The 25147-nt window shown below is 62.4% G+C and carries 23 protein-coding genes; 13 read left to right on the top strand and 10 right to left on the bottom strand.

Annotated elements, in window-relative coordinates:
• Positions 1 to 2 precede the first annotated feature (2 nt).
• Together E7T06_RS04630 and E7T06_RS04625 are read right to left on the bottom strand one after the other, a co-directional pair.
• Positions 3 to 407 carry a hypothetical protein gene (locus E7T06_RS04630; RefSeq protein WP_240740847.1) on the bottom strand — a complete coding sequence of 135 codons (405 nt, stop codon included), beginning with the start codon at positions 405 to 407 and terminating at the stop codon, positions 3 to 5.
• 156 nt (positions 408 to 563) lie between these two features.
• A complete protein-coding gene (locus tag E7T06_RS04625; protein WP_136364662.1) occupies positions 564 to 1859 on the bottom strand; it encodes an aminotransferase class I/II-fold pyridoxal phosphate-dependent enzyme in 1296 nt (431 codons plus the stop codon).
• A gap of 82 nt (positions 1860 to 1941) precedes the next feature.
• On the opposite strand from E7T06_RS04625, the gene E7T06_RS04620 reads away from it, so the two are divergent.
• Entirely contained in the window at positions 1942 to 2946 is a 1005-nt protein-coding gene (locus E7T06_RS04620) for an NUDIX domain-containing protein (protein WP_136364661.1), read from the top strand.
• 272 nt (positions 2947 to 3218) lie between these two features.
• Here the strand turns inward: E7T06_RS04620 and E7T06_RS04615 are convergent, their stop codons facing one another.
• The 4 genes from E7T06_RS04615 to pheS all read right to left on the bottom strand — a co-directional run bounded on the left by E7T06_RS04615 (position 3219) and on the right by pheS (position 7750).
• Entirely contained in the window at positions 3219 to 5693 is a 2475-nt protein-coding gene (locus E7T06_RS04615) for a phenylalanine--tRNA ligase subunit beta (protein ID WP_136364660.1), read from the bottom strand.
• A 76-nt stretch (positions 5694 to 5769) separates the two neighbouring features.
• A complete protein-coding gene (locus tag E7T06_RS04610) occupies positions 5770 to 6147 on the bottom strand; it encodes a DUF559 domain-containing protein (protein ID WP_136364659.1) in 378 nt (125 codons plus the stop codon).
• A 98-nt stretch (positions 6148 to 6245) separates the two neighbouring features.
• Positions 6246 to 6710, bottom strand: coding sequence for a hypothetical protein (locus E7T06_RS04605; protein ID WP_136364658.1), 465 nt, complete (start codon positions 6708 to 6710; stop codon positions 6246 to 6248).
• A gap of 5 nt (positions 6711 to 6715) precedes the next feature.
• Complete coding sequence (gene pheS / locus E7T06_RS04600; protein ID WP_136364657.1) at positions 6716 to 7750, bottom strand: phenylalanine--tRNA ligase subunit alpha; 1035 nt, start codon at positions 7748 to 7750, stop codon at positions 6716 to 6718.
• 256 nt (positions 7751 to 8006) lie between these two features.
• Between pheS and E7T06_RS22050 the strand changes: the two genes are divergently transcribed.
• The 8 genes from E7T06_RS22050 to E7T06_RS04565 all read left to right on the top strand — a co-directional run bounded on the left by E7T06_RS22050 (position 8007) and on the right by E7T06_RS04565 (position 18497).
• A complete protein-coding gene (locus E7T06_RS22050; RefSeq protein WP_276605548.1) occupies positions 8007 to 8129 on the top strand; it encodes a hypothetical protein in 123 nt (40 codons plus the stop codon).
• Positions 8122 to 9588 carry a potassium/proton antiporter gene (locus E7T06_RS04595; protein ID WP_136364656.1) on the top strand — a complete coding sequence of 489 codons (1467 nt, stop codon included), beginning with the start codon at positions 8122 to 8124 and terminating at the stop codon, positions 9586 to 9588. The genes E7T06_RS22050 and E7T06_RS04595 overlap by 8 nt, the downstream gene beginning before the upstream one ends.
• 95 nt (positions 9589 to 9683) lie before the next feature.
• Complete coding sequence (locus E7T06_RS04590; RefSeq protein WP_136364655.1) at positions 9684 to 12173, top strand: bifunctional diguanylate cyclase/phosphodiesterase; 2490 nt, start codon at positions 9684 to 9686, stop codon at positions 12171 to 12173.
• A gap of 487 nt (positions 12174 to 12660) precedes the next feature.
• Positions 12661 to 13932, top strand: coding sequence for a serine hydroxymethyltransferase (glyA, locus tag E7T06_RS04585; protein ID WP_240740846.1), 1272 nt, complete (start codon positions 12661 to 12663; stop codon positions 13930 to 13932).
• A gap of 277 nt (positions 13933 to 14209) precedes the next feature.
• Positions 14210 to 15391 carry an HD domain-containing phosphohydrolase gene (locus E7T06_RS04580; protein WP_136364654.1) on the top strand — a complete coding sequence of 394 codons (1182 nt, stop codon included), beginning with the start codon at positions 14210 to 14212 and terminating at the stop codon, positions 15389 to 15391.
• A gap of 310 nt (positions 15392 to 15701) precedes the next feature.
• The gene (gene queG / locus E7T06_RS04575; RefSeq protein ID WP_136364653.1) at positions 15702 to 16838 is read left to right on the top strand and encodes a tRNA epoxyqueuosine(34) reductase QueG; all 1137 of its coding nucleotides are present in this window, start codon (positions 15702 to 15704) and stop codon (positions 16836 to 16838) included.
• Between the two features lie 286 nt (positions 16839 to 17124).
• Entirely contained in the window at positions 17125 to 17547 is a 423-nt protein-coding gene (locus E7T06_RS04570) for a nuclear transport factor 2 family protein (RefSeq protein WP_136364652.1), read from the top strand.
• A 128-nt stretch (positions 17548 to 17675) separates the two neighbouring features.
• Positions 17676 to 18497: a glutaminyl-peptide cyclotransferase gene (locus E7T06_RS04565; protein ID WP_168733368.1), complete on the top strand. Its 822-nt coding sequence runs from the start codon at positions 17676 to 17678 to the stop codon at positions 18495 to 18497.
• A 98-nt stretch (positions 18498 to 18595) separates the two neighbouring features.
• Here the strand turns inward: E7T06_RS04565 and tmk are convergent, their stop codons facing one another.
• Complete coding sequence (tmk, locus tag E7T06_RS04560; RefSeq protein ID WP_136364650.1) at positions 18596 to 19252, bottom strand: dTMP kinase; 657 nt, start codon at positions 19250 to 19252, stop codon at positions 18596 to 18598.
• A complete protein-coding gene (locus E7T06_RS04555) occupies positions 19249 to 20052 on the bottom strand; it encodes a Nif3-like dinuclear metal center hexameric protein (protein WP_136364649.1) in 804 nt (267 codons plus the stop codon). Before E7T06_RS04555 ends, tmk begins: the two co-directional genes overlap by 4 nt.
• Before the next feature lie 211 nt (positions 20053 to 20263).
• Here E7T06_RS04555 and rlmB point away from each other — a divergent pair, with 211 nt between their 5' ends.
• Together rlmB and E7T06_RS04545 are read left to right on the top strand one after the other, a co-directional pair.
• Complete coding sequence (gene rlmB, locus E7T06_RS04550; RefSeq protein ID WP_136364648.1) at positions 20264 to 20983, top strand: 23S rRNA (guanosine(2251)-2'-O)-methyltransferase RlmB; 720 nt, start codon at positions 20264 to 20266, stop codon at positions 20981 to 20983.
• Complete coding sequence (locus E7T06_RS04545) at positions 20980 to 21918, top strand: aldose 1-epimerase (RefSeq protein ID WP_136364647.1); 939 nt, start codon at positions 20980 to 20982, stop codon at positions 21916 to 21918. The genes rlmB and E7T06_RS04545 overlap by 4 nt, the downstream gene beginning before the upstream one ends.
• 170 nt (positions 21919 to 22088) lie before the next feature.
• Here the strand turns inward: E7T06_RS04545 and E7T06_RS04540 are convergent, their stop codons facing one another.
• The gene (locus tag E7T06_RS04540; protein ID WP_136364646.1) at positions 22089 to 22289 is read right to left on the bottom strand and encodes a hypothetical protein; all 201 of its coding nucleotides are present in this window, start codon (positions 22287 to 22289) and stop codon (positions 22089 to 22091) included.
• Positions 22290 to 22402: 113 nt separating this feature from the next.
• A complete protein-coding gene (locus E7T06_RS04535) occupies positions 22403 to 23470 on the bottom strand; it encodes a S1C family serine protease (RefSeq protein WP_136364645.1) in 1068 nt (355 codons plus the stop codon).
• 225 nt (positions 23471 to 23695) lie between these two features.
• On the opposite strand from E7T06_RS04535, the gene E7T06_RS04530 reads away from it, so the two are divergent.
• On the top strand, positions 23696 to 24034 hold the full coding sequence (locus E7T06_RS04530) for a PadR family transcriptional regulator (RefSeq protein ID WP_136364644.1): 339 nt from the start codon (positions 23696 to 23698) through the stop codon (positions 24032 to 24034).
• On the top strand, positions 24031 to 25143 hold the full coding sequence (locus tag E7T06_RS21120; protein WP_168733367.1) for a permease prefix domain 1-containing protein: 1113 nt from the start codon (positions 24031 to 24033) through the stop codon (positions 25141 to 25143). The genes E7T06_RS04530 and E7T06_RS21120 overlap by 4 nt, the downstream gene beginning before the upstream one ends.
• The last annotated feature ends 4 nt before the right edge of the window (positions 25144 to 25147 follow it).

Here is a 25147-nt window from a genome sequence, read left to right as displayed (position 1 = left end):
GCTTAACCCCCCGCCAGAGGGGTGAGGCGCAGTAGCATCAGCATGCTGTCGGGACGCAGAGTCAGGGGGTCATCCAGCGTCATGATCTGCACATCGTCCACGAACACGAAATACATGCCGTCGTTGTAGGCCAGTAGCGCCACCTTCACGGCTTCATCTGGCTCGGCCAGCCGCGCACTTTCTTGCGGCCCCACGCTAACCTTGCCCGCTGCCGCGCCCGCCTCTAACTCGCGCTCGGTCAGCACCCGCAGCAGGCCCGCGCCCGCTTGCCGCCCGTTGTAGCCGTCTACTTCGGCCCTGACCAGTTGCTCTAGCAGCCCCCTGAGGGTCGCCACCTCGCCCACAAGTTCCAGCGGACGGCGTTCTAGGGGGGTGCGGCGGCCAACAATCTTGGTTTCGACAATCATGGGAACCTCGGTAGGCGAATTGGATTATGATGCTCAATTACGTTTATAGCAGAATATAGACGGCAGGGCAAACCTAATTCAGCGTTTGCCCAAACTTCATTTATGCTTTTCTGCAACTGGCGGCCACCGAACTCCTCCGCCCTTTCTGCCTCTGCCTTACCTCAACGCCTGCGCGATATCCGCCTGCAAATCGGCCAATGCCTCTACGCCCACGCTCATGCGGATGGTCAGGGGCGTGACCCCGGCGGCGTGGCGGGCAGGCTCGGCAATGCGGCCATGCGTGGTCGTCCACGGGTGTACCACCAGCGTCCGGGTATCGCCCAGATTGGGGGCAATTCGCAGCACTTTCAGGCGGGGCAAGAAGGCCGAGGGGTCAGGCACTTCAAAGGTCAGAACTGCGCCGAAGCCGTGCCGCAAGACCCGCACGGCGTTGGCGTGCGAGGGGTGTTCGGGCAGGCCCACGTAACTGACGCGGCCCACAGCAGGATGGGCCTCCAGCCAGTGCGCCAGAGCCAAAGCTGTGGCCGATTCGCGCTCCAGCCGCAGCGCCAGCGTCTCCAAGCCCTGCGCGATTTGGTGGGCGTTCTGGGGGGCCAGATTCATGCCCAACTGGTGCGCCCCGAACCAGCGTTGCCGCCAAGCGAGGGCCGCGTCGCCGCGCACGTTCAGCACGCTATTGGCCCCGCCCTCGGTGTAGATGGGATTGCGCGTGAGGTCGTGCTGTGTACCTACGGTGACGCTGCCGCCCAGCACCCCGCCGTGCCCGCCCGCCCACTTGGTCAACGACTGAGACACGATATCTGCGCCGTGTTCCAACGGACGGCACAAGAAGCCCACGCCCGCGCAGGTGTTGTCTATGCCCAGCAGCGCCCCATGTGCGTGCGCGATGTCGGCAAAGGCGGCTATGTCGGGCACGTCTCCGGCAGGATTGCTGAGCGTTTCGGCCCACACCAGCCGGGTGTTGGGCTGCATGGCGGCCCGCACCGCGTCAGGCGTATTGGCCGTCAGGGTGGCCGAAATGCCCATTAGGGGCAAGATGTTGTTCAGCATGCCCGACGTGCCGCCAAACAGACTGGCCGTAGACACCATATGATCCCCGGCGCGGCATACACCCATGATCGTGGTGAGGGTAGCCGCCTGCCCGCTGGACAGTGCGATGGTGGCTGCGCCGCCTTCCAGCGCGGTCAGGCGTTCTTCCAGCGCCCGCACGGTTGGGTTTTGCAGGCGGGCGTAGCTGAGGCCCGTGTTCAGTTGAAATTCTTCCTGCGCCTGCTCCAGCGTCTCGAACTGAAAGGCGGCGGCGTGATGCACCGGAATGCCGATGGTGACGCCCAATCCGCGCCCGATTCCGGTCTGGACGGCGGTGGTTTCGTAGCTCCAGTCGGCGGCGGCGGGAGTTGCGGTTTCATCAATCCAATCGGCATTGGGGGAACGGGCGGGCGCGTCGGTCATAGGTTCATGGTAGGCCAAAGGGCCGCGCAGAATAGGGCGCAAGTAGGACAACTCCTGCCCCCGCCCCGCTACACTCGCCCGCATGGGGTACTTGTCAGAGTTGCGGGCCGTCTGGGGCCACGCGCCGTTATTTGCAGTGGGCATCGGCGTGATGATTTTGGATGAACGGGGCCGCATTTTGTTGCAGCAGCGCGGAGATGACGGGTTGTGGGGCACACCGGGGGGCGCGGTGGAACCCGGTGAGGATTTCTTGACCGCCGCCCGCCGCGAACTGCTGGAAGAAACCGGGCTGGTGTGCCCCAACTTGCACTTGCTGGACTTGCCCGAAGGCTTGGTGGACGGGCCGGAGTTGTATCACTGTTACCCCAACGGCCATCAGGTGTACATGGTCGGCATGCGGGCGCAGGGCACGTTGCCCGCCGCCGCGCTGGACAACGCCGCGCCCGACGACAGCGGCGAAACCTTGGCATTGGCATGGTTCGACTTAGACAACTTGCCGCCCACCAGCGCCAACGCCAACATCGTGAAAATGAACCTGCTGCGGGCGCGGGTGGGTTTACCGCCGCTGCCGCTGTTGCCTACGCCTGCGCCCCCGCCCGTGACTGGCAATTTTGCGCGGGCCTTGCGTGCAGCAGCAGGAAAACGGCCCCTCCTGCTGCCCGGTGCCAGCGTTCAGGTCTTGGATGAATCGGGGCGCTTGCTGCTGCTTCGGCACGCCAGAACGGGCCTTTGGGCACTGCCGGGTGGCGGCATGGAACCCGGCGAACGCTTTGAAGCCTGCGCCGCCCGCGAGTTGCGGGAAGAAACGGGCCTGACAGCAGAGCGGTTGATTCCGGTACAGATGCAGGCGGGGGCTGAATTCCGGGTGCAGGATGCAGCGGGCAACATCACCGATGGGGTGGGCGTGGTCTTCCGGGCAGAGGGCATCAGCGGAAGCCTGAGCTTGTCTGATCTGCACTTGCCTGCCGGGGAAATTGCCGAGGCGAGGTGGGTGGGGCCGGATGAGTTGCCGGGGGGAGGGGAATGGGCGGGGGCGTATGTGCGGGAAGGGGTGCGGGGAGCGTTTGGGAAGGCATTGAGCACCTGAATCTCTTGCCCCAATACAAAAATGGGCTGAAGCGTAATGCTTTAGCCCATTTCACCTCTTGCTTAGGTTGGGAACATTGAGCTAGAAGGTGAACCCCCCCGTTGCTGGCGCAACGCCCCCCCTTAGAGGGGAGGACAACAGCTTTTGCGCTCCCCTTAAGGGGGGCTGGCTGCGAAGCAGACTGGGGGTTCGCCCAGAATCCTCCACGCCCAATGATTGCCGAACTTGGCGATCAGTGAGCGTTGCTCAACCGCACAAGAATCAACTCACCCCTACTTGTCCCGAATTCCCCACCCCTGCCCCCGAATCGCCCCGATCAGGCGCTCCATCACCGGGTCGACTTCGGCGTCGGTGAGGGTCTTTTCGCCCCGGAACACGAGGCGCACGGCCACGCTGCGTTCTCCTTCGGGAATGGGCGTGCCCACGTACAAGTCGAAGGGTTCTACGGTTTCTAGCAACGCTCCGGCTTCGGCCTTCAGCAGTGCGGCCAGTTCGCCGTAAGAGACGCCGTTGGGGGCAATGATCGCCAAGTCACGCCACGCGGCGGGGGCGCGGCTGGGATCGCGGAAGGCCCACGCCCTCCCCGGCAGCGGCAGGGCGGCTTCCAGCAGGAACGTCTCCCCTTTTAATCCAAATTCGGCGGCCACAGCGGGATGCAGCGCCCCGATCCAGCCCACGCCCTGCCCATTCCAGACCAACTCGCCCGCAATGCCGGGATGCAGCGCACTGGGCACCGCGTCGCCGCGCAACTGGCGCACCTCTACGCCCGCGCCGAGGCTGGCGGCGAGACTTTCCAGCAGGCCCTTGAATACGCCAAACGATCCGGCAACAGGGGCCTGATGGGTTTTGGGCGCGAGGTCGCCGCGCATCAGCAGGCCCACACGCTCGGCTTCTCCGCTGGCGGGGAAAATACGCCCAATCTCGAAAATCAGCACCCGCTCGCCCTTGGCATGTGCGCCCGCCGCCTTGAGCAGCGACGGATACAGCGCGGTTCGCATGGCCGTTCGGTCTGCCGTCAGCGGATTTTGCAGGCGCACAGTGGGCGCTTCGGCGCGGGCTTTGGCAGCCTCTTCATCGCTGGTAAAGGTGTAGGTTACGACTTCTTGTGCGCCCAATCCGGCCAGCGAGCGGCGCAGGCCAGCACGGGCCAAGCCTTCTTGCTCCGCTCCCAGATTGCTTTCATGAATCCGCAGGGTGGGCAAGGTTTCGGGCAGATGAATGAACCCGTGCAGGCGGGCCACTTCCTCGGCCAAGTCTTGCCAAATCGCCATGTCAATTCGCCATGAGGGAGGCGTGACCGTCAGTTGGTCGTCGGCGGCCACCACTTCGCAGCCCAGTCGGGTCAGGATTTCGCTCATTTCGGTGGTAGAAATGTCCATGCCCAACAGGGCACGAATCTGGCTGCCCGTGGCCCCGATGATGCCGGGAACGTCGGGCGTGCCCACCAACGTCAGGCCGGGACGGGCCGCGCCGCCGCCCGCTGCCGCCAGAAGTCCGGCCACCCGGTTAGCAGCGCGTGGGGCCAGCAACGGATCAACGCCACGCTCGTAGCGGTACACGGCATCGGTTTTCAGGCCGAGGCGGGTGCTGGTGCGCCGCAACAACACGGGGTCGAAGTGCGCCGATTCGATCACCACATCGCTCGTGTCGGCCCGCACGCGCCCATGCTCGCCGCCCATGATGCCCGCGATGCCCAGCACGCCCTGACCGGCTTTCACCTCGCCAGCGGTAGCAAAAGCGTCGGCCACCGTGGAAATCGGTACGGGACGGCCATCCAGAATCAAGAGGTCTTCCGGCCCCGTCTGATGCTCGCCGCCCATCAGGTCGCGCACGGTTTCGCCCTGCCGCAAGCCGAAGGACACGATGATCTGGTCGTCGGTCACGTCGCGGCGGTCATACAGGGCGGTGGGCTGGCCCAGTTCCAGCATCACGTAATTGCTGGCATCTACGATCAAGTCAATCGGGCGCAGTCCGGCCAGCGTTAGGCGGCGCTGCATCCACAGCGGGCTAGGGCCGTTCTGAATGCCCGACACGGTGCGGGCGGCAAAATGATCGCACCCGAAGCGCAATTTGCGGGAAGGATCGCGCTCGATGACGAGGCCACGCGGCGGCAGCGACACGCGGATTTCTCCGCTTCCTGTGTTTCCAGAGCTTGCGGGCTGCGGGCCTGCATCGGGCATCACCAGTTCCAGCTTCAGGAAGGCGGCGAGGTCACGGGCCAAGCCAACCGCACTCAGTACGTCGGCGCGGTTGGGGGTCACTTCTACGTCCAACACGCTGTCGGCGGCCCAGACGGTGTGCATGGGCGTGCCGGGAGCCGCCGTACCTGCCGGAAACAGCATCAACCCCGCCGCCGACTCACCGAGACTCAGTTCTTTGGCACTGGCCGCCATGCCCCACGATTCCACGCCCTGCAACATACGCACGCCGTATTCCATGCCGCCCAGCGTGGTTCCGGGGGTCACGAGGGCCACCATCGTTCCGGCCCGCAGGCCCACCGCGTTCGGCGCACCGCTGGCAATGGTCTTGGCTCCATGTGGGCCGACATCCAGCGCCAGACGGGTCAGTTGCGTTCCTTCTATGGGCGCGGCCTCGGTCACGGCGGCCAGCACGACGCCTTCAATGGGCGCGGGGACATCTTCAATGCCCTCGAGGGGTAATCCCAATTGGGCCAGAATCGGCTCTAGGTCGGTGGCGGGAGGCAAGGCGGGCAGGAGTTCTTTAAGCCAAGTGTAGGGAAGTTTCATGGGTGTCCTTTTTTCGTTGTCTGGGAGGGAGGAAGGGCAATCGCTCTGCTCACTCACCCCCTCCCAACCTCCCCCCTCAAGGGGGAGGGGCTAAAAGATGTTGGCGGGTTTGGATGACTTCGTAAATTCGTTCTAAAACGCCGTTCAAATTGTTTCTTACTTCTGAATTCCAGAATCGCAGTGTTTCAAAACCATTTTCGGCCATATCCAGATCACGTACTCTGTCTTCCTGACTATCTAAGTGTTGGCTGCCATCCAACTCGATAACCAAACAGCACTCATAACAAACGAAATCCGCGACATACCGCCCCATCGGTTCCTGACGGCGAAAGCTGACACCCATTTGCTTACGCTGTAAATGCTTCCACAGCAAAATTTCTTCTGGTGTCATTCGTTGCCGCAAGATTCGAGAAACCTCTACAGAGGGACTTCTGCGCTCAAATTTGCCAGTCATCGCTTACGCTCCAGCCTTCGCATTTATGCTCCTCCCCCTTGAGGGGGGAGGCTGGGAGGGGGTGAACGGGCAGGGCATCAGATAATGTCCAAAGGCAACTAAAACCCATTCGCCTCTATCCCATGCCTTAAAAAGTAATCCTCTGCGGCTTCCACATTGCTAAACAAGTAAATTTTAGAGGAAGCTCTAGGATTTTCTGGGGTGATGGCTTCCGTCACTGGTATCCAAGGTATCAATCCATCTTGCAGTAGTCCTCTAAGAGCACTCAGCTCAGTCTTGTCGCCATATACATCAAACACAGCAGTGTAGCCTTGGGAAATTTCCTTATGGTCAGAATATTTTCTGATTTTTGAGAGGGTCAGGCTTGTTGGCAGATGAACAAGAATTTTTTCGTTGTACACATTGTCATCTATTTGATGGTCATATCCAAAGCTAGTCGTCTCCGAAAGGACAAGATAGCCAAGCGAATCACCAACATGTGCTGTACCTTCAAAAACCCAAGCAATAAAGGCTGTATTCCGATCATCTGAGCGATTTTCTATGGCACAGAGGACGAGGCTCATCTCCCCTATCCCAAGTCCCCCCGAAACTGTCCAATAACTTTCGGGTCATTCGCGTAGAAGTAACGGATGTCGGGGATGCCGTATTTCAGCATGGCAATGCGCTCCGGCCCCAGTCCGAAGGCGAAGCCGGTTTTGCCCTCGTAGACGCGCTCCCGGCCCTCGTCTTCGCGCAGATCGTCTACGGCCTTAAACACGTTGGGGTGAATCATGCCGCAGCCGCCCAGCTCCAGCCATTTGCTCTCGCCACGCGGGTTGTCCCACCACACGGCAAAGTCAGCCCCCGGTTCCACGAATGGGTAATAGCTGGGCTGAAAGCGCACTTTGGCGGTGGGGCCATACAGCCCACGCGCCATTTCGGCAATCGTGCCTTTCAGATCGGTCATGCTGATGCTGTCGCCTACTACCAAGCCCTCCAATTGATGGAACATCGCTTCATGGGTGGCGTCGGTGGCTTCGTAGCGGTAGACCTTGCCGCGCACCACGACTTTCAGGGCGGGTTCGTGGGCCACCATGTAACGAATTTGCATGGGGCTGGTATGCGTCCGCAGCAGGCGGCCATCCTCCAACCAAAACGTATCCTGCAAGTCGCGGGCGGGGTGATACCAAGGCACGTTCAGGGCCTCGAAGTTGTGGTGCTCGTCTTCTACTTCCGGCCCTTCTATAACCGTGTAGCCCATGCGCTCGTAGATGGCGGTCAGGTCGTCGTACACGCGGTTGATAGGGTGCAGGCCGCCCGCCGGAAGGGGCAGACCCGGCAGCGTCACGTCTATGGCCTCGCCCGCAAGTTTGGCGTCCAGCGCGGCCTGTTTCAGCACGGCTTCACGCTCCGTCAGGGCGGTTTCCAGCGCGGCTCGCACCGCATTTATTTCTGCGCCGCGTGCTTTGCGTTCTTCAGGCGGCAGCTTACCCAGCGTGCCCAGTTCTTTGGTCACCAGCCCGCTTTTGCCCACGTAGCGGGTCTTTACGGCTTGCAAGGCGTCTGTGTCGGGGGCGGCGGCGATGGCGTTTAGAGCTTCAATTTGTAGCGTTTGATCGGTCATACGGACTCCTAGGAAAACAAAAAAAAGCCCGCCGCGTAGGTGTGCGGCGGGGCAGTGGCGCGTGACCGATAAATTTCAGGTCAGCGTCTTCCCGCTCCGTGTAAACGGCGAAAGTGTACCTGATGATGGGGTACCGGGGCGGGCAGTCATGGGTTCAGGGTAGCGGGTGCTTGGGGCGGGGTCAAGTTGTCTGGTTTCCAGAAAAGTTGCTCAGCGTGCGCCCTTTATCCGTGACGAACGTGTGCGACGATATCTTATGAAACACCTTCACCGAGCCGTCATTCCTGACCAGATTGCCAGCGACAACAGCAGCGACGCCACCAACACCGTGACACACGCGCCGGGCGGCGGCCTGTTCGGGTTCGGCCCTCATGGGTGAAGCCCACGCCGAACTGTATTTGCTGGCGGCAGGCGTGTTGCTGCTGGCAAGCCTGCTGCTGAGCCGGATTGGTGGGCGACTGGGCATTCCGGGCCTGCTGCTGTTTTTGGGTGTCGGCATGTTGGCCGGATCAGACGGGCTGGGCATCCAGTTTCACGATTACCGCACCGCCCAGATTTTTGGCGTGGTAGCGCTGGCCTTCATCCTGTTTCAGGGCGGGCTGGATACCAACTGGGCGCTGACCAAACCGGTGGTGCGGCGCGGGCTGAGCCTCGCTACGTTGGGCGTGTTGGTTACGGCGGGCCTGATGGCCGTGTTCAGTCATTATCTGTTCGGCTTTCCGTGGCTGGTGGCGTGGCTGCTGGGGGCGGTGGTCAGTTCTACCGATGCCAGCGCCGTATTTAGCGTGCTAAAGGAACGGGCACTGGGCCTCAAGGGCGACGTAGCCCCGCTGCTGGAGTTCGAGTCGGGCGGCAACGATCCGATGGCTGTGTTCCTGACCATCGGCCTGCTGGAACTGATCGCGGCACCTGAACTGGGCGTGCTGGGCATCGTGCCGCTGTTTCTCAAGCAGATGATTATTGGCGGCCTATTGGGCTACGGCTTGGGCCGCGCCGCCCTGTGGATCATCAACCGCGTGCAGTTGCAGTTTGAAGGGCTGTATTCAGTACTAACGATTGCGCTGGCCCTCACCATTTTTAGTGCTACAGCTTTGGCGGGCGGCAGCGGCTTCTTGGCGATTTACATTGCAGGCGTCATTCTGGGCAACGCCGAATTCATTCATAAGCGCAGCCTGATTAACTTTCACGATGGGCTGGCGTGGCTGATGCAGGTGGGCATGTTTTTGGCGCTGGGCCTGCTGGTGAATCCGCGTGAACTGTGGCCTACGGCGGGGCTGGCGCTGGCCTGCTCGCTATTTTTGGTGTTCGTGGCGCGGCCCGTCAGTGTGTACCTCAGTTTGGCGCGGGCCAAGATGCCCCTGAACGAAAAAAGCATGGTGGCGTGGGTGGGCCTGCGCGGGGCCGTGCCGATCGTGTTGGCGACTTTTCCCCTGCTGGCGGGCGTGCCGCAAGCCCAAACCCTCTTCAACGTGGTGTTTTTTATCGTGCTGACCAGCGTGCTGCTGCAAGGCACCACCCTGACGCTGGTGGCCCGTGCGTTGGGCGTGCGCGAAGCCCTGCCTACCCGCACCGATTACCCGATTACGTATACGCCCACCGGACACAACAAAAACGAGATGGTAGAAGTGGACGTGCTGGGGGGCAGCGCCGCTGACGGCATGCGGATTGTAGACCTGCACCTGCCGCCCGCCGCCCTCGTGATCCTGATTCACCGGGCCGGAGAGTTCCTGATTCCCAAGGGAGCCACCGAATTGGAGGCCGGAGACAGCGTGCTGGTGCTGGCAGGCGGCGAAGACTTGAAAGAAGTCCAGCGGCGGCTGGGGCACAAGCCTATTTAAGAGAGGTCTCAGCGCCTTCATGAAGTTTGTTTTCTTTAATTCACATCCAGTCTTGTAAGAAGGGCGGGAGGGGCTGATTTCTAGACTCTGGGGGTATGCGGCCTCTGTCCTCTCCCCCCTCTCAACACATTCATTGGGGATTAGGCACAGTTGCGGCAATTTACTTGCTCCATCTGAGCCGGGTGCTGGGCTGGTGGCATCTGCCAGAAGTCGCTTCTGTTTCAAGTGGACTCTTATACGTTCCAGTGGTGTTGGGGGCAGCGGCCATCATGTGGGAGGTGGCCCGGCACACCGCACAACCGCGAGTCTGGCGACTGCTCTCGCTGGGTACATTGCTCTGGGGAGTCGGGCAGATTGTTTTTGCTGTTCTGCAACTGTTTTCTGGGGTGTTTTCGGCTGCCGATCCATTCTTCTTGGCGCTGCCCGCCTGCTTTTTGCTGGCTTTTTTGGCGCTAGAGCGTCAGGAACCTTCCTTGGTGGGGCGAGAAGTGTGGCTGGACGTAGCCGCGCTGGTGGTCAGTGTGGGCGCGTTCCTGTGGTACTTTTTGCTGGCCGCGCAACTGCTGAATTCTCCCAACGATCTGCTGTCCAATGCCGTTACGGTGGCCTACCCGCTGTCTGATCTGTTGCTGCTGACCTTGCTGCTGGCGCGGGCATGGCGCGGCGCGGCGCGGGACTGGGGGCAGGGCCGGTGGGTACAGGGTCAGTGGCCGCAGCATGAGCGCCCAATTGGTTGGAGCCGACTTGATTGGGACTGGACGCTGGCGCTGGGAATGGCCTGCTTCATCGCCGCCGATCTGGGCTACAGCTTTCTGACCCTCAAGGACGCCTACACCGGGCAGCAGTGGCCCGACACGCTTTGGCCGCTGGCAACTTTGCTGTTTGCGGTTGCGGCGGTGCAGGCCAGCCGGGGGCAGACGAATAGAACGCAGACCAGTAGACAACCAAGCCTGACTCCCGCCGCTGCCGCGTTGCCTGAGGCCCCTCTGCGCATGGGCCTGAGAACCCTGATCGCCCCGTATGCCGCGCTGGGCAGCAGTTTCGCGCTGCTGCTGACCCTACAAGAATTACGCTCGGCTCAGGCTCAGGGCGTGCTGGTGGCGACGTTTGTGGTGGCCCTGCTGGTGGCCGCCCGCCAAACGCTGGCGCTGCGGGAACTGGAAAGCCAGCGAACCAAATTGGAAGAAAGCCGCACGCAACTGCACCATCAGGCGCACCACGACCCCCTGACCGGGCTGGGCAACCGCGCCCAGTTCGACTCGCTGCTGCCGCACCTGCTGGCTGCAGGCAACCCGGTGGGCGTGCTCTTTATAGACCTCGACGATTTCAAGTTCGTGAACGACGCCCTCGGCCACCGCATGGGCGACCAATTGCTCAAGGAAGTCGCTGGGCGGTTGCAACTCGCGGCGGGACTGGACGCCGCCCAAGCCGTCACTCACTGCATCCGCTTTGGCGGCGATGAATTTTTGGTACTGACGACGCCCGCCAGTACCGAACACCTGCACGCGCTGGGCGCACGGTTGCTGAACACCCTGCGCGATCCCGTGATTTTGGCGGGCCAAACGCTGCATGTCACGGCCTGCTTGGGCGGCGTGCTGTCGGGGCCGGATGCAACTAACGCCGAAACTTTGCTGCGCCGCGCCGACCTTGCCATGTACGCGGCCAAACGCAGCGGCAAAAACGCGGTGCGGCTGTACACGCCCGGACGCCATGACCACCTCGCGGCGCGGCGGGTGCTGCTGGAAACCCGGCTGCGGGGCGCACTGGAACGCGCAGAATTCCGGCTGTTCTATCAGCCGCAGCAGGAGCGGGGCGGGCAAATCCGGCGCTTCGAGGCTTTGCTGCGCTGGGACGACGCCGAACTGGGCAGCGTGGCTCCGGGCGAATTCATTCCGGTGGCCGAGAGTGCGGGCCTGATGATCGATATAGGCAACTGGGTGATCGAAGAAGCTTGCCGCCAATTGGCCGAGTGGCGGCACACCCAACCGGAGCGCCGAGTGGCGATCAATATCGACCCGCCGCACCTGATGCGCCCGGACTTTTTGCCCCGCCTTCAGGCCATCCTGACGCGCTACGGCCTGCCCGGTACGGCGCTGGAACTGGAAGTGACCGAGCGCCTGCTGATTGCCGATGACGATCAGGCCAGAGAAACCCTGCGGGCCTTGCTGGAACTGGGGATAGACGTTGCCGTAGACGACTTTGGTGTGGGTCAGTCCTCGCTGGCGGCCCTGCTGAAATTGCCGATTACCACCCTTAAAATAGACCGAGCTTTTATTTCGGAACTGGGGCCAGCAGTGTTGGGGAAGGAGACGGAAGAAGGGCTGCACGGTCAGCAGGCCGCCTACAAAGTGGTGCAGGCGGTGGTGGCCCTCGGCGCGGCACTGGGCCTGCGCGTGGTGGCCGAAGGCGTAGAAACCCCGGCACAGGCGCAGGCCGTGTGGGTGCTGGGCTGCGACGCCATTCAGGGCTATCTGGTGGGCCGCGCCGTGCCGCCCGAACAGATTCCAGTCCCGCTTGGCGTGCAACCCAGTGCGGCAGAACCCCTCCCCCTGATGCCGGGGAATCGTTGGGGGAAATTGGGGTAGGGCGGGGGTGTTTGGGCGGTGGGTTCAGGGGGCTTGGTCTAAGGGTCAAGGGTCTGAGGGTCTAAGGCAGGGCAATTGCTGGCGCTCACTCACCCCCTCCCAGCCCCCCCCCCTCAAGGGTGAGGAGCGAAAACCCCGACACCGCCACCCCAGATCGTTCCCGCCCCTATCCGTGTGAGGCCGTCATCCACGCAGTGGGCGGGCCAATTCCAGTTCAAAGACGACTGGCGATTCAGCTTCAGATGAACGATTTAGCTGAGTGTGGACGCGACAAGATCAATCCTGCCGAGTGCAACGACAAACTCCCCTGCACCCTCTCCTGCGGAGTTTTGCAAGTTTGGGGGCGGGGGCTGGGGGGTGGGGGAAAACGTGGCAACAAACCAAAACCCCCAACGCCCCACTCTTCCCGCCCAAAGAACCGCACGCCACGTCCAAGCTGCGGAGACAACTCCCCAACGTCCCGCCTCTGCGGTGTTACCGTACTCCTATGACGACTGCCGAACCGACTGCCCCCGCCGTGAGTAGCGCGGCTCCGAGCGCAAGCGCTCACCCTACCGTCGACCACGATTCGGCCATTTTTGACCTGATCGCGCAGGAAGGCGAGCGCCAGCGCATCGGCATCGAACTGATCGCCTCCGAGAACTTTGCCAGCGCCGCAGTGCGGGCCGCGCAGGGCAGTGTTTTGACCAACAAATACGCGGAAGGCTACCCCGGCAAACGCTGGTACGGCGGCTGCGAAGTGGTGGATCAGGTAGAGCGGTTGGCGATAGAGCGCGTGAAGGAACTGTTTGGCGCGGCGTGGGCCAACGTGCAGCCGCACTCGGGCAGCAGCGCCAACCTCGCCATCTACAACGCCCTCATCGAACCCGGCGACACCGTGCTGGGCATGGATTTGTCGCACGGCGGCCACCTGACGCACGGCAACCCAGTCAACTTCAGCGGGCTGCGGTACAAGATCGTGGGCTACAAGGTCAATCCCGAAACCGAACTGATCGACATGGAAGAAGTGCGCCGCCTCGCCCACGAGCACCAGCCCAAAATGATCATCGCGGGGGCAAGTGCCTACAGCCGCGTTATTGATTTCGCGGCCTTCCGCGTGATTGCCGATGAAGTGGGCGCGATCCTGTTTGCCGATGTGGCGCACATTGCCGGACTGATCGCGGCGGGCGTGCATCCCAACGCGCTGCCCCATGCTCACGTGGTTGCCAGCACCACCCACAAAACCCTGCGTGGGCCACGCGGCGGCGTGATTCTCAGCAACGATCCTGAACTGGGCGCAAAGATTGACCGCGCCGTGTTTCCCGGTTATCAGGGCGGGCCGCTGGAGCATGTGATTGCCGCCAAAGCCGTGGCCTTCCGCGAAGCCTTGCAGCCCGAGTTCAAAGCGTATGCCGCGCAGATCATCAAGAACGCGCAGGCGCTCGCCAAAGCCTTTCAAAACCTCGGCTACCGCGTGGTGTCGGGCGGCACCGATAACCATCTGCTGGTGCTCGATATTCGCCCTAACGGACTGAACGGCACCAAGGCCACCAAGTTGCTAGACGCCAACCACATCACCATCAGCAAATCTACGCTGCCTTATGACAGCGAGAAGATTTTGCACGGCGGCGGCATTCGCCTCGGCACGCCCGCCGTGACCACTCGCGGCATGAACGAAGCCGACATGCACACCATCGCCGGACTGATTGACCGCGCCCTGAAGGGTGAAGACGTGAAGGCCGAAGTCCACGCCTTTGCGGGCGGCTTCCCACTGCCCTGAGAAAGAAGAGCTAGAGCAGAGGCGGGCAGCAATCGTGCGCCCGCCTCTGATTTTTGGCTGAAGATTGGGGCGGTTAGGCATGAGGGATACGGAGCGAAGGCTCACATCCAATTCACTCCCTACAACCTCAACTCGGCCCCTTTCTGACCGCACAGGATGTTAATACAGAGTTTCCTATTAATTTGCAAAGCTGTCAGAGATAATAGTTCCCAAGTGAATCCCGCTACTGATGAGTTGTGTGAGAATTCCGTCATATAGCGCGGGCTAAATTTACGTTATGACTGGCGCTCTCCCGCTCCCCGATAACTCCCCTGGCGACCCGCTTACTCCGCTGCTGATTCCGGCTGAACCCCTGCCGCAGCAACCGCTCAGCTTGGGTGATCTGACGCTGCATCTGACGCAGTTGGGCCTGACTGCCCCAGACCTCGGCAGCGCCATGAGTCCGGTACTGAATGTGCTGGTAGAGCGCACCACAGCGGTGGGGGCCGGATATTTTCAGTTGCGCGACGCCACCCTGACCTACCACGCCCGCGCCGCGAGTGGCGTGATGCCGCAGGGGCCAGCCATGGACGCGCTGCTGGCGCACGGATTGCCTCACCACCTGCCACTGGTGCAGGCGCTGGAAACGGCCACTGGGCCATTGTTTTTTGACGATACCCGCTTGCAATCCGAGTCGGCGGGCTTTCCAGATTTGGGCGTGTTCGCCCTGACCGCCGCGCCTATTCGCAACCGCGCGGGCGTGTTGGTGGGGGCGCTGCTGTCTCATGTGTTCGAGCCGCACTTGTGGACGCCCTACGAGCGCCAGACCTTGGGCACGATTATGGGATTGGTGGCGTTGCTGGCCGCCCGCCTAGACGCCGAGGAACGCGAGCAGGCCGCCCACGAAAGTGCCTTGCGTGCGCTGGGGCTGATGCTGGAAGCGCGGGACGCCGAAACGCAGGGCCATACAGACCGCGTGACCGCACTAGCTGGGCGCTTGGGCCAACGCCTCGGCCTGAGTGCGCCGGAACTGCGCGACCTGCGCTGGGGAGCCTACCTGCACGACATCGGCAAAATGGCGATTCCAGACGTGATTTTGCACCACCCCGGCGCACTGGACGCCGAATCCCGCGCCCGAATGCAGCTCCATGTGAAGCAGGGCGCGGAACTGGCCGGGCAACTCAGCTTTTTGCCCCGCAGCGCCCACGACGTGATTTTGGCGCACCACGAATGCTGGGACGGCAGCGGCTATCCGCTTGGACTAAGCGGCGAGAATATCCCCTTGTCGGCCCGGATTTTTGCCGCCTGTGACGTGTACGACGCCCTCACGAGCGCCCGCCCCTACAAACACGCATGGAGCCACGCCGAAGCCGCCGCCCATATGTTCAAGGCACGCGGCGGCCACTTTGACGCAGTGGTGGTAGACGCGCTACTGGCCGTGCTGGACGAAGATCAGGCGGGGTTGGGGGCGGTGGGGTAGGCGGGCGGGCGGCTGGCATGAAGGGCGGCAGGTCTAAGGGTCTAGGGTCTAAGGCAGGGCAACCCTCTGTGCTCATTTCCCCTCACCCCGCTGCATACGCAGCGCCCCTCTCCCGCAAGGGGCGAGGGCGAACAGCAAGGGCAGACATCTGAGGCCTTAGCTCCTCACCCTTGAGGGGGGAGGCTGGGAGGGGGTGAATGAGCAACGCGATTGCCTTTCTTAGACCCTAGACCCTTAGACCTACCGCCCCGACCCAATCGTCGACCTACCCCCCAATCTCGCCCCGCCCCCAGCGGCATACTTTGCACCGATGCTGCCCGCCCCCCCTACCTCTGCTGCCGAAACGTTGGCTGACCTCGCTTCTGCGCTAGGAGTCGACGCGGTGGGCTGGACAGCAGCGCAGGTTCCGGCCTCGGCGGTGGCCGAGTACGCCGGGTGGCTGGGTGCGGGCAGGCACGCCGGAATGACCTATTTGGAGCGGCAATTGCCCGCCCGCGCCGACCCCTCTAGCCGCTTAGAGGGCGTGGGCAGCGTGCTGGTGCTGGGTGTCTCTCATGCCTTCGCGCCGCCAACTGTGCCAGGCGACGGCGTGCGGCTGGGGCGCGTGGCCCGCTACGCTTGGACGCCCGATTACCACCATCAGTTGCAGCCCTTACTCACCCGGCTGGAGCAGGAAGCGGCGAAGTTGGGCGTGCGGGCGCGGGGCTATGTGGATCACGGTCCCGTCATGGAGCGGCTGTTTGCAGCGGGCGCGTTTTTGGGCTGGCGCGGCAAATCGGGCATGACGGTCAGCACGCGGCTGGGGGCATTCGTGACGCTGGCGGTGCTGCTCACCGACTTGCCTTGTGAAACCGAAGCGGCGGCGCACCCTGACCGCTGTGGGCGCTGCACCCGCTGCATTTCGGCCTGCCCCACGGCGGCCATTGGCCCTGACCGCACCATAGACGCGCGGCGTTGCGTGTCGTACCTGACGATAGAACACCGGGGGCCAGTGCCGCACGAATGGCGGACAGGCGTTGGGGATTGGCTACTGGGCTGCGACGTATGTAGTGAAGTGTGCCCTTGGAGCGCCAAAGCTGGCCCACTGGCGCGGCTGCTGGAACCAGAGGCGCGGTTGGCCTACCCCGATTTGACTCGGTTTTTTGGCGTCAGCGAGCGGCAGTTTGAGCGCGAATGGGCCGGAACTGCCCTGCTGCGCCCCCGCCGCAAAGGCATGGCCCGCAATGCCTTGACCGTGCTGGGCAACCTGCCCACCGAGCATGAGGGCCGCGAACAGGGCCGCCCGCTGCTGCTGGCCGGAAGCCAAGACCCGGTGTGGGAAGTACGCGAAGCCGCAGCATGGGCACTGGGAAGGTGGGGAGACGCCGACCTTCTCTCTCCCCTGCTGGCCGACCCCCATGAAACGGTTCGGGACACGGCGGCACAGGCTTGGGCAGGGGTGATCTAGCGGGCAGGGAGGTTGCGATGGTAGGTGAACCCCCAGTCCGCTGTGCAGACGGCCCCTCTTGAGGGGAGCGCAAAAGCTGTCTAGTCCTCCCCTCTAAGGGGGGGCGTTGCAAAGCAACGGGGGGGTTCGCCCGGAATCGTAGATTATAAGTTCCTTGCTCAGTCCTGCCGAGATCAATTACACGCCATTCAGCCAAAGTTGAGCCACACTTGAGCGAGACTTTATGGCTCCTCCATTCTGGGGGATGCCCCACGCTTTGGCCCGCGCGGGCGTGTTGGGCTAGGGCATGACCCAAGCCGACTCTGCCCAAACCCAAGCCAGCACCCTGACCGAGCAGTTTATGCAGGCGCTTCAGACGATTGAACAAACGGGCGACGTAGAGCCGTTGGTGGCCCTCTTTGCCGACGGCTCCAGCCTAAAGAATCTGACGACCCAGACGTGGACGGGGCAAGACGGCGCACGCGAGTTCTGGACGGCTTATCTGTCCAACTTCGAGCGGATTCGCAGCGAGTTCAATCATCATCTAGAAGCCAGCGGCACGGGCCTGATGGAATGGGAAGCCACCGGACAACTGAAGGGCGGCGCGGATTTGGCCTACCGGGGCGTCAGCATCATCGAGATTGACGAGGGTGAAGTCAGCGCCTTCCGCACTTACTACGATTCGGCGGCGTTCGTGAATACAGGCGTGGCCGAAGTCCGTACCGAATAACCGCTCCCCGCACCCCCATTTCATACCCCTATCTAAAGTCCGCATAAAGTGGACAACCGCCCCGGAGAAGGCCAGCCGCGCCCTACGATAGAAGCGTGCGCTCTCGCCTTCTCCTTTCCCTTGCCTGCCTGTCCGGTTTGGCCTCTATTGCGCGGGCTGTCCCGGCCTTGACCACCTCCCGCACCCCCGTTCTGACTCCGGTGGTGGCGGCCCGTTTCCCGCATGACCGGGCGGCCTTTACACAGGGACTTCAGTATCTGGGCGGCGGGGTGCTGCTGGAAAGCACCGGGCAGGTGGGAGAATCGGGTGTGCGCCGAGTAGACCTGAAAACGGGCCGCGTACAAGCCAGCGTAGCGACGCCGCTGGCGCAGGCGTTTGGCGAAGGCTCTACCGTGCTGGGCAGCGTGGCTTACCACATCACTTGGCAAAGCGGCGTGGCCTTCGCCTTCGACGCCCAAACTCTGCGCGAGACGGGCCGCTACCGCTACACGGGTGAGGGCTGGGGCCTGGCTAACGACGGCAAGTACCTGATCATGAGCAGCGGGAGTCCAGTGCTGGTGTGGCGCGATCCCAAAACCTTTGCCATCAAACGCAGCGTGACTGTGACCGATCAGGGCCAACCCGTGCGCAACCTGAACGAGTTGGAATACGTGCAGGGCAGTGTCTATGCCAACGTGTGGCTCACAGACCGAATCGCCAAAATAGACCCGGCTACGGGCAAGGTCACCGCATGGATAGACGTGTCGAACCTGACCCGCGAGGCCAGCACCGCAGCCGCCCGCACCGGAAAACCCCTGACCTTCGACGACGTGCCCAACGGCATCGCCTTCATTCCAGAGCGGGGCACGCTGCTGCTGACGGGCAAACGCTGGCCCACGATGTTTGAAGTCAAGGTGCCGGGATTGAAGATTGAAACAGGCGTGACTGGGCGGGGAGCGGTAGGACGATAAGTCCAGCGCTTTCTCAGTCGCAAGCGGAAAGAGCGCGGTAGACGAACCATCTGCACTCTGACCCGATTGAACGCTTGGAAGGCTGGCCTGCTGCGGCTTTAAGCGTGCGCTTGGGCCTGCCTCATCCCCAACTTGTTCTCCACGACTGCCCAAATTTGCACTGCCAATTTATCCGGAGACTGTGTGCCGTCCAGTACGCGAAACCGCTGGGGTTCCTGCTGGGCCAGTGCCAAAAACCCTGCCCGTACCCGTTGGTGAAACCCTAGGTCGGCGCGTTCCAAGCGGTCAGGTTCGCCACGTGTAGCAGCGCGGGCCAGCCCGACAGCGGGGTCGAGATCGAGCAGAAACGTCAGGTCGGGTTGCAGGCCGCCCGTTGCCGCTTGCATAATTTGGGTCAGCAACCCCGCATCCAACCCTCGCCCCGCGCCCTGATAGGCCAGACTGGAATCGGCGTAACGGTCACACACCACCACTTCCCCCCGCTCCAGCGCAGGCCGGATCACTTGGCCCACCAGTTGGGCACGACTGGCCGAATACAACAGGAATTCGGGGAGGGGATCGACTTGCAGGTCAGGCTCCAGCAACACCACCTGCCGAATCCGCGTACCCAGCGGTGTGCCGCCCGGTTCGCGGGTCACGATGTGGGCCACGCCAGCCGCCTGTAATTGCTCTACCAGCTGCGCAATCTGGGTGGTTTTGCCCGCCCCTTCCGGCCCCTCGAAGGTGATGAACAGGCCGCGAGACTCAGGACTCACAGACCTGTAGGGAGGTGCAGGAATTGCCAGGGCAGGCCGAATTCATCCTCCAGGCGGGCCGCCAGCGCACGCACGCCGAAGACTTCGGTTTCGTAATGTCCGGCGTAGACCACGTTCACGCCGTATTCGAAAGAATCATGAAAGTGCTTGTGTTCGGGTTCTCCGGTCAGCAGGGTATCGAGGCCCATCGCGGCGGCCTCGGCCACTGCGCCCGCGCCGCTGCCACTGACGATGCCGAGGCGGTGGACGTGCGGAATGCCGCCGCCGTGTACCAGACAGATTTCCCCGGTCAGCTTCTGCACCCGATCTGCAAAGTCCTGAAGGCTCTGCACGAAGGGCAGCTCTCCAGCCAAACCGATCTTGTGGCCCTGCCAGTCGCCAAAAGGCTCCGTGTTTTGCAGGGTCAGGGCGCGGGCCATCATCGCGTTGTTGCCGACTTCGGGGTGGGCGTCCAGCGGAATGTGGGCGGCGTAGAGGTTCAGGTCGGCCATCAGCGCGGTGCGAACCCGCAGGCGGTGTGGCCCGGTAATGGGCAGCGGCTCGCCCCAAAACAGCCCGTGATGCACCAGCAGGATGTCTGCGCCACTGTCGGCGGCTTCCTGCAAAGAGCGGGCGCTGGTGTCTACGCTGGCGGCCACGCGCCGGATCATGTCGGTGCCCTCGATTTGCAGGCCGTTCATGCTGGGGTCAGGGAGTGCGCCCACGTTCAGGTACTCGTTCAGCCAGCGCACCAGCACGTCACGCGGCACTTCGCCCCGCACAGGCTGGGCAGGTGTGGAGGTAGAGGAAAGATCGGTCATGCCTGCATTCTAGGCCGGGGTGGGCGGGACAAAGGGTGGGGGATGTGGGGTTGAGCTTATAGGCGAACCCCCCCGTTGCTTTGCAACGCCCCCCCTTAGAGGTGGGGACTAAAAGCTTTTGCTCTCCCCTTGAGGGGGGCTGGCTGCGCAGCAGACTGGGGGGTTCGCCCACAAGCTCAGCACCCAACGCCGCGTGCCTTAAACTGCCCCCATGTTGCTGTACGGACGGAATCCGGTGCTGGAAGCCATCGCAGATGGGCGCGTTGCCGAAGTAGTGGTGGCGCGGGGCGTAGAAGAATCGTTTATCAAGGAACTGAAGGCTTTAGACGTGCTGGTGCGGTTTACCTCGCGTATAGAGATGGATCAGATGGTGGGCACGACGCAGCATCAGGGCGTGGTGGCCGAAGTGGAAGACCTGAAATGGGCCAGCGTGGACGACATTTTCGAGCGGGCCGAATCGAGGGGCGAACCGCTGTTGATCGTGCTGCTGGACGGCATTACTGATCCGCGTAACTTTGGGGCCATCATTCGTTCGGCAGAGGTGTTGGGCGCACACGGCGTGGTGGTAGAAGAGCGGCGGAGTGCGCCCCTGTCGCCTGTGGTGGCGAAAACTGCGGCGGGTGCGGTGGCGTACCTGCCTGTAGCGCAGACCAAAAACCTGCCGCGCTTTATAGACGCCCTTAAGGAAGACAACGTGTGGGTGTACGGCGCAGCGGGCGAGGCCGCGCAAGACATTGGCCGCACCGATTTCTCGGGCAAATTGGCGCTTGTTATCGGTGCCGAGGGCGAGGGCTTACGCCGTCTGGTACGCGAAAAGTGCGACGTGTTGGTCAAGATTCCCACCAGTGGGCGCGTGCAAAGTCTGAATGCGTCGGTGGCGGCGGGCATTTTGCTGTATGAGGCGACGCGGAATCGAGGCGGCAAGGAGTGAGCGCCCCCGCCAATTGGCAAGTCCAGAGCATCTCCAGCCCCGCCCTGACGCTGGAAATCCTGCCAGAGGTGGGGGCCAGCATCCTGAATTTGCGTGCCGCGTCGGGCCGCCCGGTGATGCGCCGGGTAGCACTGGAAGCTGTGCAGACCAGCAGCCAGAGCGCATGCTTTGCGCTGCTCCCCTACAGCAACCGGATTCGGGATGCCCGCTTTGAATTCGGCGGCGAAACGGTGCAACTGCGGCCCAATACCAAAGACGGCTTGTCTCAGCACGGCGACGTCAGAAATCGCCCGTGGACGGTGACGCGGGCCAGCGATTCCCACCTGATCTGCGACTTCGACAGCCGGGACGTAGCTGATCTGAACTGGCCTTGGGCTTTTACCGGGCGCATGGAATACCGCTTGCACGGGCCGCATCTGGATATCAGTGTGACCCTGACCAACGTGGATTCACGCCCGGTTGCTGCGTCGGAAATGCCCGCTGGCATGGGGTTGCATCCCTATTTTGCCCGCACTCAGGACGGCCTAGAGCCGCTGCTGACCTTTGACGCCGCGCTGACCTACGACACCGACGAGCGCAATTTGCCCACCAGCGGCGCGAGGCCCGTGCAGCCTGCCGAGGATTTCCGCACGCCCACCGCCGTTGGCACGCGAACCCTAGACCGCGTGTATACCTCGTGGGATGGCATTGCTCGCCTAGATTGGTCGCCTGAAAGTAGCCCCCACAGCGCCCTGATTCTCACCGCCGACAACGTGTTCTCCCATTTGGTGGTGTTCACCGCCCCAGATGGCAGCCTTGCCCTAGAACCCGTGTCGCACGCCACCGACGCCTTTAATTTAGCAGCGCAGGGCATCGGTGGCACGGACATGAAAACGCTCCTGCCGGGGCAAAGTCTGGCGGGAGCGGTGCGGATAACGGTGGAAGGTGAGTGGTGATTAGGTAAGCCGTGAATGGTCAATAGCGAGTGGGGGAAGAATCTAAAAACTGCGCTTACTCAGTTTTTCTCCCCTCGCCCCTTGTGGGAGAGGGCCTTGCGGAGCAAGGGGTGAGGGGGCCACCGGGTAAGCGAACCCACTCTACACAGCCATTTCCCACCACACTCTACCTACCCTCTGGCGATCAGAATCCCCTGACGATCCCGCACTTCTAGGCCCGCTTGAAGCCGTTGCAACGCGAGCAGCAAATCATCGGTCTCGCGCAACACTTCGGGGCCGTGATCGGTGGGCAGCACGATTCGGTATTGGGCGGGGGCACTCGGGGGCGTCCAGCGTTCCCCGCTGTCTTCCTTGACAAAGGCGCGTGACATCTGTTTATTGTGCGCCAGACGGATGAAACGGGCATTTGCAGAACGTAACGAAAGCTTGAGCGTCGTCCCCAATGCTTTTCCCACTGACGACTGACCACTCACTACTTACGTTTTTACTGATCCAAATCCGGCACACTGCGCCTCGCTGCCAGCTTAATTTGCGCTTCTCGGCGTTGCTCGCCGCGCTGATACCCCAGCGTAATGGTGTCGCCAATTTCGGCGCGGCGAATCTGGTTGATGACCTCACCCGCGTCACGGGTACGCACGCCGTTGACGGTCAGAATCACGTCTCCGAGGCCTGCCAGATTTTCATTCTCATCGAAAGTGGCTCCCTGCAACCCTGCGCGGGCGGCGGGACTGCCATTGGCGACGCGGGCCACCACTGCGCCGGGCGGATTGGTGATTCCACTATGACGGTCATCGAACACGAGGCCCACCACAGGCGTATCGCGCTTGACTCCGGTTCTGAGGGCCGTAATCAAGTCGTTGCCCTCGGTCACGGGCACGGCGTAACTGGTGCGCGTCTGGCCGCTGGTATCTACGCGGATATAGCTGATGACGCCGATAGCCTGCCCATTGCCGTCGATGATTGGGCCGCCGCTGTCGCCGGGGGCGAGGGGAGCGGTCATTTCCAGTGTGCCCTGCGGAAAATCGGCGCGGCCTGCATCGGCATTAAGGCGCAGCAGGCGGCCCCGGCGCGGTTGCAAAAAGTCTCCGCCGCTGTTGCCAATCGCCAGCACCGTTTCGCCCACACGCGGCGGACGGGTGGCGAGGTTGTAGGCCGGAAATGGCCCTTTGCCCTGCACCTGCAACAAGGCCACATCGGCATCGGCATCGAAGGCCGTGACCCGCGCCGAGTAAGAGCGGCCCGACAAAGTACTGATCTGGAAGAGTTGGCCTTCTGCAACCACGTGGTAGGCGGTCAGGACTTGCCCCGTGTCGCTGATAAAAAAGCCGGTGCCGAGGCCCGCCGTGTTGCGGGCACTGTTCACGCTTTCTACGCGCACGGTGGCGGGGCGCAGCTTCTCGAATAGGGCGCGGGTGGTTTCGGGCAACTGGTTGGGCAGCGCACTGGTCTGGGCAGGCGGCACAGACAGCACAGGCTCGCTGGTCTGCTCTGGCAACAAATAGGCACCGAGCGCAAGAATCAGGAGGACAGGTAACCACGGCGAGAATCGCACAGGCTGATTCTAGGGCGGCACAGTAAAAAATAAAGTGGGAGAAGGCACCGGGCAATTCAGCCCTTCATTACCTTGCTTGACAAGATAGCTGAGGGCGACTACCTTAGTAAGCAAGTATCTGAGGAAATCCGTCAGTGGCGAGTGGTCAGTAGTGAGTGGGAAGGGCGTGCCGAACGCAGCTTGAGCGTCATTTTCAACAAAACTGTTTAGAGGGGAGAACCGCTGATGAATCCGCTGAAATCCGGCACGCTTGACTTGGCTTTACTGGCCGCCCTGAGCGAGCAACCGCGCTACGGGCTGGACATTCTGAAGTACGTGAACGAGCGCAGCGGCGGCCTGTTCGACCTACGCGAGGGCAGCCTGTACCCGGCGCTGCACCGTCTGGTCAAGGCGGGCTGGGTGGAAAGCGACTGGCAACCCAGCGACAAGGGCGGCGCACCCCGCAAGGTCTACCGCCTGACCGATGAGGGCGCGGCGGCCCTGAGCAGCAAGCGGGCCGAATGGCAAACGCTGCGCGGCGCACTGGACGCCCTTTTGTTGCGTAGGCTCCGGCAACCGGCATGACCCGCCGCCTGGGCCGAAGCCGCCGCCTGCTGAGCATAGACGCCTACATTCACCGCGCCACCTTGGGCTTGCCCAAAGCCGAGCGCCTGGACGCCGCCGCCGAACTGCGGGCGCATTTGCTGGAGCGCACCGCCGAACACGAAGCGCAGGGCTTTAGCCGCGAGGAAGCCGAGTTTTTGGCTGTAAAAGGCATGGGCGACCCACAGCCCGTGAACCGCAGTTTGCTGGGGCACGCGCTGACGCACAAAGCGGGTTGGCTGGCACTGGCCGTGTTATTGGCAGGCGGCGGCGGGTGGTGGGCGTATAGGGAGTGGATGCCGCCCAAAGAAGGCATCGCTTTTGAGGCCGCCACGCCCGCCGACATTGCCCGCCTGTTTGCCACTCCAGACGCCCCACGCGGCCAGTATCAGGCGGCCACCGTGACTTATCCGCATGGAACGCAAGCGGTGGTGTATGCCAATGTTGCTAGCAGGGACGACAAAGTTGGTAGCGAAGCGTTGTTTATAAGTGTAAACGACATCAAGGACTTGCAAGAGCAGAACTTCCGGGGCCGTATTCCAGGCAGTTACCGTTATCAGGAACGGTGGTTGATGGCGGTGCAACGCATGACCTGTAAGAGCGAACCTCGCGCCCGCTTGTACGTGACGGCTCAGACAGTCTCATCTCAATTCTGGGATAGCGGGGCTAATTCTATGAATGGCTCAGCATCTATCGTTGAAGATTGTAACAATCCCAGCGTCCTCCTCCGGCAACGAGGCGGGGAGTTTCCGGGTGTGGTTCCACCCGAAGGCGAGGGAGTTCTCCTGACTTCGGCTTCAGGCCAGTACACCTTGGCTCTCAATCAATGGACGGTACTCCGCCGCCTTGTGATTGATCCACTCGCTGACCCCAACACTGTTGGAATGCCTATGGACGGGTACAACAACGGATACAGCAAACAGGCTAGAGGAAGTTTCGTAGCCGTTCTCCCTCTCAGCCGCATTCCAACCCAAACGGACGGCGGCTACAGCTACGGCGCTGGTGTGGTTCAACTCAAAGGTGACACGCACCCTCTCCCACCGCTCCCGCCCATCGTTCCCGAACCACCCCGCGCCCAAACGCTACCCTGACCCC

The organism is Deinococcus sp. Arct2-2 (assembly GCF_004801315.1).
Lineage (GTDB): Bacteria > Deinococcota > Deinococci > Deinococcales > Deinococcaceae > Deinococcus.
Note: the sequence above shows the minus strand (reverse complement) of the source record. Positions and strands in the feature narration are given on the sequence as shown.